General features: G+C 58.2%; 15 protein-coding genes. 2 read left to right on the top strand and 13 right to left on the bottom strand.

Annotation, left to right across the window (positions count from 1 at the left end; genetic code table 11):
* Positions 1-377 precede the first annotated feature (377 nt).
* Positions 378-974, bottom strand: a complete 597-nt coding sequence (gene fimE, locus EDF75_RS18875; RefSeq protein ID WP_133600493.1) for a type 1 fimbria switch DNA invertase FimE — start codon at positions 972-974, stop codon at positions 378-380.
* A gap of 179 nt (positions 975-1,153) precedes the next feature.
* Between fimE and EDF75_RS18870 the strand changes: the two genes are divergently transcribed.
* Positions 1,154-1,339, top strand: a complete 186-nt coding sequence (locus tag EDF75_RS18870; RefSeq protein ID WP_133600492.1) for a hypothetical protein — start codon at positions 1,154-1,156, stop codon at positions 1,337-1,339.
* A 284-nt stretch (positions 1,340-1,623) separates the two neighbouring features.
* Here the strand turns inward: EDF75_RS18870 and EDF75_RS18865 are convergent, their stop codons facing one another.
* Entirely contained in the window at positions 1,624-2,229 is a 606-nt protein-coding gene (locus EDF75_RS18865; protein WP_133600491.1) for a tyrosine-type DNA invertase, read from the bottom strand.
* Positions 2,230-3,166: 937 nt separating this feature from the next.
* Positions 3,167-3,778, bottom strand: a complete 612-nt coding sequence (locus tag EDF75_RS18860) for a LysE family translocator (protein ID WP_133600490.1) — start codon at positions 3,776-3,778, stop codon at positions 3,167-3,169.
* A 151-nt stretch (positions 3,779-3,929) separates the two neighbouring features.
* Between EDF75_RS18860 and EDF75_RS18855 the strand changes: the two genes are divergently transcribed.
* Positions 3,930-4,403 carry an Lrp/AsnC family transcriptional regulator gene (locus EDF75_RS18855; protein ID WP_166646211.1) on the top strand — a complete coding sequence of 158 codons (474 nt, stop codon included), beginning with the start codon at positions 3,930-3,932 and terminating at the stop codon, positions 4,401-4,403.
* A 90-nt stretch (positions 4,404-4,493) separates the two neighbouring features.
* Here EDF75_RS18855 and EDF75_RS18850 read toward each other — a convergent pair whose 3' ends face one another.
* From EDF75_RS18850 to EDF75_RS18805, 10 genes are all read right to left on the bottom strand, one after another.
* Positions 4,494-4,739 (bottom strand): hypothetical protein, encoded by a 246-nt coding sequence (locus EDF75_RS18850; RefSeq protein ID WP_076945902.1) that lies wholly within the window; start codon positions 4,737-4,739, stop codon positions 4,494-4,496.
* A 200-nt stretch (positions 4,740-4,939) separates the two neighbouring features.
* Positions 4,940-6,205 (bottom strand): MFS transporter, encoded by a 1,266-nt coding sequence (locus tag EDF75_RS18845; protein ID WP_133600583.1) that lies wholly within the window; start codon positions 6,203-6,205, stop codon positions 4,940-4,942.
* A gap of 123 nt (positions 6,206-6,328) precedes the next feature.
* Complete coding sequence (locus EDF75_RS18840) at positions 6,329-6,835, bottom strand: flavin reductase (protein WP_045857321.1); 507 nt, start codon at positions 6,833-6,835, stop codon at positions 6,329-6,331.
* Positions 6,836-6,846: 11 nt separating this feature from the next.
* On the bottom strand, positions 6,847-7,815 hold the full coding sequence (locus EDF75_RS18835; protein WP_133600488.1) for a PDR/VanB family oxidoreductase: 969 nt from the start codon (positions 7,813-7,815) through the stop codon (positions 6,847-6,849).
* Between the two features lie 24 nt (positions 7,816-7,839).
* A complete protein-coding gene (locus EDF75_RS18830) occupies positions 7,840-8,580 on the bottom strand; it encodes an SDR family NAD(P)-dependent oxidoreductase (protein WP_133600487.1) in 741 nt (246 codons plus the stop codon).
* 7 nt (positions 8,581-8,587) lie between these two features.
* A complete protein-coding gene (locus tag EDF75_RS18825) occupies positions 8,588-9,067 on the bottom strand; it encodes an aromatic-ring-hydroxylating dioxygenase subunit beta (RefSeq protein WP_133600486.1) in 480 nt (159 codons plus the stop codon).
* Entirely contained in the window at positions 9,064-10,371 is a 1,308-nt protein-coding gene (locus tag EDF75_RS18820; RefSeq protein ID WP_208113325.1) for an aromatic ring-hydroxylating oxygenase subunit alpha, read from the bottom strand. The genes EDF75_RS18825 and EDF75_RS18820 overlap by 4 nt, the downstream gene beginning before the upstream one ends.
* A 23-nt stretch (positions 10,372-10,394) precedes the next feature.
* A complete protein-coding gene (locus EDF75_RS18815) occupies positions 10,395-10,922 on the bottom strand; it encodes a nuclear transport factor 2 family protein (protein WP_133600485.1) in 528 nt (175 codons plus the stop codon).
* 3 nt (positions 10,923-10,925) lie between these two features.
* On the bottom strand, positions 10,926-11,270 hold the full coding sequence (locus EDF75_RS18810) for a hypothetical protein (RefSeq protein WP_041147083.1): 345 nt from the start codon (positions 11,268-11,270) through the stop codon (positions 10,926-10,928).
* Between the two features lie 19 nt (positions 11,271-11,289).
* Complete coding sequence (locus EDF75_RS18805) at positions 11,290-12,456, bottom strand: acyl-CoA dehydrogenase family protein (protein ID WP_133600484.1); 1,167 nt, start codon at positions 12,454-12,456, stop codon at positions 11,290-11,292.
* Positions 12,457-12,479 lie beyond the last annotated feature (23 nt).

Raw genomic sequence — 12,479 nt, 5'->3', positions numbered from 1 at the left:
CAACGATGAGTCAATTGGGGCCATTTTGACTCGTTGGGTTAAAGTGCTGAAATGCGGGGTGTTAAGGCGCAATATTGAACTTAAAGTTCTTTAGTTATATTTTTTGTGGTTTTTTATGCTGGATTTTTATTTTTAGTAGCGTAAACGGAGTGGCTGAGTCAGCGGAGAGGACAAGGCGAGGTTACGAATCGGATGGAAATGAAAGTAAATAAATGTCGGAGTAAAAAGTGTTTTTAATCAATTAGATATTTATTATTTTTGGAAATATATGCACTTGCCAGTTGCAAAAGATTACAAAACATTTTTATGATATAAACAGTTTGGCCCCAATTGACCTGTTCATTCACGAAATTTATCTTATTTATCAAAGTAATAATTTATTTATCCTGCTCAGGGATATTTTTATCCAGCAAATTATTTCTTTCCCATAGTCCGGCAAAACGCGCCGCGTTGCTGGCGGTATAGCGTACCGTATGGCGAATATTGCGATGTCCCAGATAATCCTGAATCAAACGCGTATCTGTCCCTCTTTCGGCGAGCTCGTAGCCGCAGGCGTGGCGCAGCATATGCGGATGGGTGTGGGTGGCGGTTCCGGCCTCTTCGCCGGCGCTGCGGATAATACGATACGCCTGCTGGCGCGAGAGCTGGGTGCCGCGGCGGGAGATAAAAATAGCGTCGGTGCTTTGCGCGGCCTTCCAGCCGGCACGGACCCGGGTCCAGCGCTCAATGGCCTCCAGCTCGTCAAAGCGCAGCGGGTGGACGGTGGAAAATCCGTTCTTCAGCCGGCGGACGTTGATGCGCCCCTCGCTGAGGTCAAGATCGCGGTAGTGCAGGTTGAGTAATTCACTGATGCGCATGCCGTGGCGAAACGCCAGCAGGATAAGACAATAATCACGTTCGCCGGTGGGCCCGTGGCGAACGGCCAGCATCATAGCCTGAACTTCTTTGCCGGTAAGAAAACGACGTCGATTCACAATATATTGCTCCTGTATTTTATTTACACCAAGGCCTCAGCCTGAAAAAACGTTCAGGCTGATGAAAAAATAATCCACGATGTTAAAACCGTATTATATGAAGGTATTTAAGTTCAAATAGGCGATCACATTACATTTACACATAGCGAAAATAGCGCCACGCGATAATTCTTATTTTTATGGATTTTATTCAATACCACAATAGCGTCGCCGGCAATCGTTGCCAGGTTCATAAAATCAAACGGGAAAAAGCTATGGCTGGCGATATTATAGATGAAAAAATAATGCGCAAGCGTTTAAAACGCGTGCGCCAGGCTATTTTATTTTCCCGCGTAGCCCCCGCCAGCGCCCGCGCAATGTCCTGAGTTTCCGGGCTCTTCGGGGCCAGCGTAGCGAATAAACTCAGCGACTATCGCGCCGGCGCGGCGGTGGTTTCGCGCCGCTGGAATCCAACGGATGGCAATAATTTCGCCCGGTTATAAATAGCCAATGGATATCCGGAATATATCCAGGGATATCGCGATTTGCTTGTTTATTGCTGAAATAAGAACTTGCGGGAACATTAATCGCAATTAACGCATGGTTAATCTTTATTAATGTTTCCCGCGGCGGCGGCGCACGACAACGCCCTCCGTGGCGTTGGCTGAGATTACTGGATAAGGCTAACGCGCTGCTTCTCTTTGGCGTTGTCCCAGATACCGTAAAAACGCCCGGCGTTACTGGCGGTGTACCAGACGGTATGGCGGATATTACGATGTCCGAGATAGTCCTGGATTAATCGCGTATCGATTCCCATGTTGGCTAACGCAAATCCACAGGAGTGGCGGAGCATGTGCGGATGTATTTCCAGCGACAGTCCGGCATGGTCTCCGGATGACGAAATAATTTGGTAAAACTGCTGGCGCGAAAGGGGATTACCTTTACGTGACAAAAATAGCCATTCGCTGTCGCTATCGGGATAGCTGCTACGGATCTCCAGCCAGTTTTTTAATGCCTGAATCTCTTTATTCAGTAACGGGTGGGTAGTAGAAAATCCTTTTTTCAGACGATGAATATAAATACATTTTGAACGGAGGTCGATATCGGATATTTGCAGACGGCATATTTCACTGGCGCGCAGGCCGTGAATAAAACACAATAAGGTCAGGCAGTAGTTACGCGCGGCGTGCGCTCCCGTATTGGCTGCTTTCAACAGCGACTCTATTTCGGCTTGAGTCAGGAAGTTCCTTTTTTTGATATCGGTATTGTTTTTCATTATCATCCCTTTTAATTGCAGGCATACATTACGTTCTGGCCATCGTCAGCAGGCCAGGTTTTACATCCGACTGTAATGTTTAATCGTTAATTTCACCTTTCGCTGTACTTTTAGGGCGCAGGGAAAGTATTCCAGCATATATTTCTGCCGGGTCAGGTCATTACGTTTGAGATAATGAATGAAGCAAAAAGTATCTCCGCGTTCGGGGCGCGATGGCTTCATAAAGAGTGACGGATGGTGTTTTTATCTCTTTGAAATAATACGTTTTTCCTGGTGGTTTCAGCGTCCGCTTCATCCTGCTTTTCTCCTGATTATGCGCGCCATAAATATAGAGGCATAGGCTATGGGCCCGGGGCTCTCCTGACTCATAGTACTGTAATAATTAAACTCCCGGCGGGCGTGCCATCATTCCATGACGGAGAGTTCAGGCCGCGTACCGCAGATGAATATTGCGTAAATGTTCCGCAGCTTGCGAAGAACGATATCCGCGCCGGATAGCATTGACTGCATCACTACAACAGCGCCTAAACCATACTGCAAATTTCAGGTGGAGAATAGTAATAATAAGTAAAGCGATATGTGTGACACCGGCGGTCAATTATTTACGCCGGTGAGGAGGAAACTCCCCCGGCGTCGCTGAGCCAGTCGCTCATCTTGTTTACGGTTTGTTTGGAATTTTTTGGAGTTATCTGGAGTGGTTTGGGCCCGCTGTTTTACGCCTGAATAAGCGAGCTGGTTTTATCGGGTTTTTGCGGTGACGATTATTCACGCCTGAAACGCGCTTTTTTGATCCGTTTCGCCGGGTATTTCATGATGCGAGAAGCACCCCGGGAGGCTGGCGGAAATAGCGCTGGCCGCTGCGCGATAAATTTACGCCGCGGCCTCAGGGATTAAACGCTCGGGGCAATATTGCTTCTTTTCCACCCGCGCAGAACGATTATTTTAGCTGCTCGTAGAATAAGATCAGGGCAATTATCACCATGATCATGCCGGAAATGACGCTGACCCTTTGTGCCGCCTGGGGGCGAGCGCCTAATACCGTTTTCGAGCCGTAGCCGACCAGCAAATAGATAACCGTGCAGGTTATCAGGTGCAGGCAGCCCAGCGCCGACATCTGCATTGCCACCGACCAGCTGCCGTGCGGATCGGTAAACTGCGGCAGCAGGGCGAGGAACAAAAGAAAGACTTTTGGATTCAGGCCGCTAATGCAAAGGCCTTTTATTGCCCAGCCCTGCCAGCTATCCGTCCGCCGCTCGGCGGCCGACGGCGCCGACGGATGGCGTAAAATGCCGATACCGAGCCACAGTAGATAGCCCGCACCCAGCAGCGTGATGGCCGACAGCGCCAGCGGATGCCCGGCGATCAGCACCCCAACCCCGGCGACCACCACGAGGGTGGCCAGCAGATGCCCGGACATCAGTCCGGCCACGGCAGGAACCACCCGTCGCCCGTCGATCCCGGCGCTGATAGCGTAGGCCCAGTCGGCTCCCGGCGTGACGATCAGCAGAAAAGAGACCAGCCAGAAGCTCGCGATAAAACTCATTTCCATAGCGGGCTCTCCCCACCGTGGTTGGATCCATTGTGCATGGCGATTGCGCTCAAACTCTTGCGAAAAGTTACCCGCAAGAATATCGGGAATGATGCGCAATGAGCTTTCAATGTTATGCTTAAAACTCCCTTTAAAAGTGAAAATCTTCCAAATGGACAGCATAGATCGAAAAATTCTTGCCGAGCTGCAGGCCGACGGCCGGCTCTCGATAACTGAACTGGCGGAGCGGGTCAATCTCAGCCTCTCGCCGTGCCATCGGCGGCTGCGCGCGCTGGAGCAGGACGGGACCATCGCCGGCTATCGCGCCAGCCTCGATCCGGTAAAAATGGGCTTTAACTTTACGGCGATCGTCTTTGCCACCTTAAAAGAGGGGGACAGGCGAGCGGTGAGCGCCTTTGAAGAGGCGGTCGAAGAGATCCCGCAGATCGTGCTGGCGCAGCGCCTGTTCGGCGATCCGGATTATTTGATGCACGTGGTGACCCGCGATCTGCCGGCGTTTCAGAAACTGTATGATGACAAGCTCTCCGCGATGCCCGGCGTTCAGCACCTGCGATCGACCCTGGTAATGAAAACCGTGGTGCAGGATCGTCCTTTTCCGCTGGAGAGCCTGAACTCGTCGCGATAGCGCCGTTGCAGCCGCGATGAGTCAGAGGAGAGGGGGATGCTGCGAAGAGATCAACGGGCGCGCGGTTGCGCCCGTCGGGCGGGGCTTAGCCTACCACTTCTCGTTGCGCGCATCGTGGCGGCCGTCGCGACGGTTCTCGCGCTTATCCTGGCGGCAGCCGGCGTTGCTTTTGTTGTCGTCTCTTACGCACTGCTGTTTGGTCTCTCGCCCGTCCTGGCGCGAGTCCTGGCGGATATCGCGCGCGTCCTGGCGGTTATCGCTGCGGTAGGTTGCGTGGGCGGAGAGCGCGGGCAGCAGCAGCGCGGCGGTGACCAGAGAGAGAATGATTTTTTTCATAAACTAGCCCTTCAAATAAAAAAACAAACCGACATATGAATAATATTTAACCGCTATTGTGGCCGGGGAATATTTTTTCGCTGTCGTAAAAAGTGCTTTATTATCAACTGGTTTGTTTAAAATTAAATTTGAACGGACCCTCAGGGGGGCGAAGGTGGCGTCAACGGCCGCTAAGCCTGTGACGCCGAACGAGAATTTCGCTATGCCGTCTGCTGCTGGTGGCGCGCGCCGGGCTGGCGGATGCTCATCAGGGCCAGCAGCGCCAGCAGGGCAAAGGTGAGCAGCATCAGAGCGATCGGCACGTAGCTGTCCCACGTCATCAGGAAGGCGACCGCCAGCATCGGGCTAATGCCGCCGGAGATCACCGCACCGATTTCATGCCCCAGCGCCAGGCCGGTATAGCGCACCTCCACCGGAAAGAGCTCCACCATCATGCACGGCTGGGCGGCGATCATCGCTCCGTGGCAGACCGGCAGCGCCAGCAGCATCGCCAGCAGGATCGCCGGGAAGCTGTGCATTTGCAGCAGCCAGAAGAAGGGGAAGGCGACCAGCGCCATCCCGATCACGCCGGCATAGTAGACTTTTTTGCGCCCGATGCGGTCCGACAGCCAGCCCCAGCCGAGGATGGTGGCGATCTCCACCGCCATGGCGATGGTGACGGCGGCAATGGTCTGGCTGGTATCGATGCCGATATGTTTGCAGTAGACCACCGAGAAGGTGAAAAAGATGTAGACCGCGCCGTTCTCCGCCAGACGCAGGCCGATGGCCTGTAAAATGGCTTTTGGGTGATGCTTAAAGGCGGCCAGCACCGGCAGAGGCTGCTCCGCCGGCTGCGCTTTACGGGCAACGAACTCGGCGTTTTCCTCGATGTTGCGCCGGATATAGACCCCAACGAGGAAAATAAACAGGCTCAGCAGGAACGGAATACGCCATGCCCAGGCCAGCACGTCCTCCTGGGGCAGCAGCTGTACCAGGTAGAAGGCGAGGGAAGAGAGCACAAAGCCGCCGGAAACCCCCACCTGGCTCCAGGCGGTGTAGTAGCCCTTCTGGCTTTCCGGCGCGTTCTCGCTCAGCATCAGCACGCCGCCGCCCCATTCCCCACCGGAAGCCACGCCCTGCACGAAGCGCAGGCTGATCAGGGCAATCGGCGCCAGAATGCCGATATGCTCGTAGGTTGGCAGCAGGCCGATCAGAAAGGTGCTCGCGCCCATCAGCGTCAGGGTGATAATCAGGGTCATTTTTCGGCTGTACTTATCGCCCAGATGCCCGAAGGCGATGCCGCCCAGCGGTCGGGCGATAAAGCCGATGGCAAAGCCGGATAGCGCCAGAAACGCGCCGAGCAAAGGATCGTCGGTTGCCGGAAAGAACAGCGGGCCGAAAACCAGCGCCGCCGCCGTACCGTAGAGAAAGAAATCGTACCACTCCAGTGAGTTACCGAGAAAAGAGCCAATAATCAGTTTGCGCATTGATTGCGGCTTGCCTGGCGTCATATCGTTCGCAGCTCCGGACATTGCGTGAACTCCACTACAGGTGAAAGTGAGCGCCAACGAGCGGGCGCCGGGTAAAGGTCGCGATGGGCTTTTTTTTAGTTATGGTGCAGCCTGGCTGAGGGCCTCGGCGCTAAGGGTATGAAATCGGCGGTTAAACCACACCAGGCCGTCGCCGGGCTGGTCCTGGCGAATCTGTCGGACCTCGCAGTAAAACACGCTGTGGCTGCCGACCTCATGGCTGGCGCTAATCGTGCAGTCGACGCTGGCGACGGCGGAGGCCAGCGCCGGCGAGCCGGTTTCCAGCGCCAGCCACTGCTCGTGCTGAAAACGCTCCTCCGAACGCAGCTGGCTGTTGGCGAAGATTGCGGAAAGCGCCTGGTGCCTTGCGGAGAGCACGTTGACGCACAGAACGCCGTTCTCTTTGAATTTGCTATGGGCGAAGGAGGAGCGGTTCATGCACACCAGCAGGGTGGGCGGAGAATCGGTGACGCTGCAGACGGCGGAGGCGGTAAAGCCAAAGCGTCCCGCCGGGCCGTCGGTGGTGATAATGGTAATAGCGCTGCCCAGCTGCGCCATGGCGTTACGGAAATCAGATGTCAGGTTCATAGCGGTATCCGTTATTTCAGTTTGACGTATTCGAAGCCTTCGATAACCAGACGCGGGCTTTTGGCCCGCGAGCAGCACAGCAGGATCTGGTCATTATCTTCGCGTTCTTCAGCGGTTAAATACTCGTCGCGGTGATCCGGCACGCCGCCGCAGACGTTGGCGAGGCAGGTGCCGCAGACCCCCTGCTCGCAGGAGACTTTGACCTTAATCCCCGCCTCTTGCAGAGCGGCGACGATGGTCTGCTCCTCGGCGACGCTGACGGTGATGCCCAGCTCCGGCACCTCGACCTCAAAGCGCTCGCCGCCGGTTTCGACTTCGCGGTTGAAATACTCCTGATGCAGCTGTCCGGCGCTAAATCCGCAGCCCCGCGCGGCATCGGCTATCCACGTCATAAAGCCTTCCGGACCGCAGACGTAGAGGTGTCCCGCCCGATGGTGCCCGGCCAGCACCTCGGCGGGACGCACCTTGTGCCCCTCATCGCTGATATGCAGCCGGACGTGGGCGCTGAAATGGCAGTCCGCCAGCTCGTGCAGAAACGCCATGCTCTCCCGGCTGTGGCCGCAGTAGTGGATCTCAAAGGATTTCCCGGCGCGGAACAGCGTATCCGCCATCGCCAGCATGGGGGTGATGCCGATCCCGCCGCCGATCAGCAGGCTGTGTTCGGCCTCCATATCGAGCGCAAACAGGTTGCGCGGCGGGCTAATGACCACCGTCTCACCCACCGCCAGCCGATGGGCGGCCAGCGACCCGCCGCGCGATGCCCGATCCTTGAGGATCCCCAGGCGGTACTGCTGCGGGTGATGGGCGCTGCCGCACAGCGAGTACTGACGCACCACCCCGTAGCCGAGGTGAAGGTCGATATGCGCCCCGGCGCTAAACGACGGCAGGGCGGCCCCGTCGACGGAGGCCAGCGTCAGCACCGCGACGTCGGTGCCCTGCATTTCGCGTTCTGCGACGCGGACGATCAGTGTTTCAGCCATCTGTCTTCTCCCCCCTCGCGGGGCCTAGCGCATGTAAATGCCGCCGTTGATGTCCCAGGTCGCCCCGGTAATAAAGGTGGCGGACGGGGCCGCCAGCAGCTCGACCGCGCGGGCCACCAGCAGCGGATCGCCGAGGCGCTTCATCGGGATCATCTCCAGCAGCGCCGGCATTTTGTCGGCCCCTACCGCGGCGTGCACCGAGGGGAGATCCAGCGGGCCGGGAGCGATGGCGTTAACGCTAACCCCGTCGGCGCTCAGGGCGCGGGCGAAGACTTTGGTCAGGGTCAAAATGCCGCCCTTCGAGGCCGCGTAGTGGGCGCCGGAGGCGGTGCCGCCGTTTTGCCCGGCGAGGGAGGCGAGGTTGATAATGCTGCCCCTTTTGCGCTGGCTAAAGTAGCGGCCGAGGATCTGGCAGCCGAGGAAGGTGCCGCGCAGGTTGGTGCTTGTCACCCTGTCGAACTCCTCCACCGAGATCTCCATGATCGGCGTGGTTAGGGTGAGCGCGGCGTTATTCACCAGCACGTCCAGTTCGCCAAAGCGAGCGCCGATCTGCTCCAGCGCGGCGCTGAACTGCGCGGGCTGGCGAATATCCAGCGCCAGCGGCAGCAGACGCTCTTCGCCGCTGTCAATCTCCTGCGCGCTAGCGCGCGCGGCCTCGAGGCTGAGATCCGCCATGGCGACCTGATAGCCCTGCTGCCACAGGTGGCGGCTGATGATCTGGCCGAGGCCGCTGGCGGCGCCGGTCACGAGTACGCTTCGTTTCATAGGGACCTCACAGGATGTAGCCAATGCTGTGCAGGAAGTCGTCACCGTTAATCAGGCGGACCACCTTTTGCGCGATCAGGAACCTCTCGCCCTGCGGCTTAAGGACGTAGCTCAGGTCGGCAACATAGTGCTGTTCGTTGCCTTTGCGGTATTCATAGAGGAACTGGGCGCAGCGGATCTCCACGCGCTCCTCGTCGGCGGATAGCAGACGATGGCGGCCGGTCATGCGGACGGTGCGCGCCCGCGGCGTGGTGGAGATAGACTCCCCGCTGTACAGGCGGTTCACGCGCTTTTCGCGCATGGCCTGGTTGTCGTAGGCGTAGTTCAGGGTGTTGGCAAAGTCGGTAGCCTGCTGGTCGACGGGAATGATATACATCCCCTGCGGCTGCCAAAGCGTCAGCCACTCGCGGAATTCGCCCTGATCGAGGAGGTCCGCTTCGAGATTAATAAAGTGAACGGCGGCGTTGAGGATCGGCTGTGGGTTCATTTTTGCCCCCTGTTCTCTGCGTTCATGTGGCGTTTCCACTGCTGATAGGCGGCACGCATGCCGGTTTCGGCGCTGACGTCGCCGCGCAGGCCGTCGGCGGTGCGGGTTTCTCCCGGCAGGCCGCGGTTAAGCATGATCCACAGATCGCCGCCGGCGCCGCCGCCGCGCTGCACGCGCTCCCAGGCTTCGGAGTCATCCGGCGTGCCGAAGCCCATCGGTCCCTGGAAGTGCTCATGCATCCGCAGGCGGGCCTGGTTAGCGATAGCCGGGCCGCCCTTCATGGTCAGCACCACGTGGTGAATTTCAGTTTCCTCAACCGACAGCGGCTGCAGCACGCGGAAGAAGGCCATTGAGCAGGCGACGTTGGGGAACAGGTTGAGGTTGAAGCCGCTGCCGCCGACCGCGCGGACGATCCGCCGGACCTGCTGCTCTTCATGCCCCTCGTCGCGCAGCCCCTGCGCCAGCTCGAGGAAGCGCTCGGGGATCGGCGCATCGAGATTTTCGTCGAGATCGATAAGCTCAGGGATCATCACCATCACGCTGTGGCCGTTGCCGAGATCCTCGACGAAACCTTTGCCATCGACGAAGTTGAGCATCTCTTCCGTTTGCTTATCGACCGAGCTGAGGAACGACTTGTGCACGATGGGGAAGTGGTAGCCGTCGGTGGTGTTTTCCAGCTGGATTTTCCAGTTGCCCGGAAAGCGGAAGCGGTGGGCGGTGGTAGCCTGCAGCGGGTAGCCGGCGCCCTGTTTCATAAACAGATCCATCCACTTCATCGCCGGGCCGAGGAAGTCGGTCAGCGGCTCTATCTGCTGGTTGAAGCTGGCGAAGATCATGCCGGCGTAGCTCTCCGTGCGCAGGCGCACCATCCCAAGCTGGTCCTTTTCGAGGGTGTCGCCGTAGCTTTCCGGATGCGGAACGCCGCGCAGGGCGCCGTCCAGACCGTAGCCCCAGCCGTGGTACGGGCAGGTAAAGCCGTTGGTTTTGCCGCTGCGGTGTTCGCAGACGGTGGCGGCGCGGTGGCGGCAGCGGTTAAGCAGGACGTTAATCCCGCCTTTGCGATCGCGCACCACGATAACCGGCTGGGTGCCGACCATGGCGGACTTAAAGCTTCCCGCGTCGGGGACTTCGCTTTCATGGGCCACCCACACCCAGGTGCGGTTAAAGATCTTTTCAATCTCGAGGGCAAAGATGTCGCTGGAGGTGTACAGCGAGGTATGCACGCGGTCTGACTGCACCAGCGCGCCCAGCGCGGCCGGGCAGTCACCGGGCAGGAGGTTCTTAACAGGGATCGTTTCGGGTATCGACATTGCTCAATCTCCAGGCGTTATTGTTGTGCTTCTCTGGCGGGTACGGGCAGATCGGCGGGCGAGTGCCAGCCGTCAACCGGGCGGCTGAACAGGTTTCGGGTGGTGAAATGCGCGATCAGCCAGCGCCCATCCGTTTTTTTAAAGCGAATCACCAGCTCGGCGCTGTTTAAATGCGAGCCGCCGGCGCGAAAGGTGGAAGCCTGCAGCATTTTCCAGCGTCCGCTGGCGCTATTCTCGGCGTCAATATCGATATATTCCGCGGTCAGGTAGTGGACGTTAATTGCGAAGTGGGAGGGCTCGCTAATATAGCGCGCCATCATTTCGGCTATTTCCTGACGTCCGCAATAGCGCCCCAGCTTGCTTTGATATAAATCGCCAACGCCTTCCCAAACCGCCTCTTCGCTAAATAAGTCGGCGATCTTCCTGGCAATATCCGGATGGCTCAGGTCATCGCATAAATGCATATATTGACTGATGAGTTTGCGGATTTGGTCGGCGGCTTCGAGCTTATTCAGCCGCTGCAGCAGGGTGTTTATATTATTCATCGGCTAGGCCTGGATAATTAGTTCTCGCCCGGTACGGGCTTCGACTTTGCAATATTTCCACAGCCGGTCCGGGCCGCCGCCGACCTGCACGCTGCGAAACAGATTGCAGGCGGCGGTAACGGCCTCGAAATCCCGCGCGTCGGCCAGCACGTAGGTGGTCCACGGCCAGCCGGTTGAGGGCCCGACCATCGTCCGGTCATCATCCATATTGCCGATGACCGTGACGCCGTCGACGTTGGCGATGCCGTTCATCATTTCGCCGAAGGCGGCCCACACCTGCTTGCCTACCTCCGGGGTTGCGTCAAAAAAGTTCTGGTTTACGCCGATGCAGAATAAAACGCGGATCATGGTGAGTCTCCTTATAGGGTTACAGGTAGCCGGGCAGCGGCGGGTGGCCGAAGAACATGTTGCCGGCATTGATATAGGTCAGCTCGCCCATAAAGGCGTGCTGGGTGATGACCATCGAGTCGCGGGCGTAGCGCTGCAGCGGGCTGCGCATGGCGATCCCCGGCATCCCGGCCAGCTTCAGCGCGCGGGTGGTGACCGAGGAGGAGACGCGGGTAATATGCGTGGAGGAGAGGCGCAGCGCGTTGATGGCCGCTTCGCCGGGCTCATCGCCGCGCAGGATGGCCTGCCAGACGTCGTCAATGGCGTCGTAGAACCAGCAGCGCGCCGAGCGCAGCTCCGCCTCGCAGTGGGCGATTTCCATCTGCGCAAACTGGCGGTCGGCGAGGCAGGGCGCGCCGGTAACCGAGCTTTGCCGCTCGGCGATGGCGTAGACTTCGCTCAGCGCGGCGCGGGCGATCCCCAGCGCGACGACGGACAGCACCTGGGTGGCCAGCGACAGCACCGGGTAGCGGTACAGCGCCCCGTCGAGATTGAGCGCGCCGCCGCGGATAAAGGTCCACTCCGCCGGGACAAAGGCGTCGCTGAGGATCACGTCATGGCTGCCGGTGCCCGCCAGGCCGACGCTATTCCACACCGGGTCGATGGTGAAGCGGTCCGCGGGCAGCACCGCAATGCGCGGCAGCGGGCGGGCCGACCCGTCGTCCGGAAGGATGCCGACGCCAATCAGCTCCGCCCCGGTACAGCCGCTGGCGAAGCTCCAGCGGCCGCTGACGCGAAAGCCGTCGTCGAGGGTGGCGGCCTTCTGCGGTGGAAAAATGCCGCCGGCAAAGACCACGTCCGCGCCGCGGCGGTAGATCTCATCGAGGGTAGCGAGCGGCAGGCCGCCGAGATAAAACGGGTTCATGCCGAAGCTGGCGACCCAGCCGGCGGAGCCGTCGGCGGTGGCGATGGTTTCCACCAGCTGGCAGAATTCCGCCGGCGATATTTCGTCGCCGCCGTAGCGTTTTGGCACCAGCGCGCGGTAAACGCCAATCTTTTTAAAGCGCGAAATAATATCGTGGGAGATATATTTCTGCTGTTCAAATTCCTCGCTGCGCTTTTTTAAATCGCCGAGAAGTTCGCTTAATTCACTATTCGTGGCGTGCAGCGTCTTTTCCGCACGTGATATTGCAGATGAATGTAACATGCGACTTTGCCTCTTCCAGTTAA

Source organism: Klebsiella sp. BIGb0149 (genome assembly GCF_004362605.1).
GTDB lineage: Bacteria > Pseudomonadota > Gammaproteobacteria > Enterobacterales > Enterobacteriaceae > Klebsiella > Klebsiella terrigena.
Note: the sequence above shows the minus strand (reverse complement) of the source record. Positions and strands in the feature narration are given on the sequence as shown.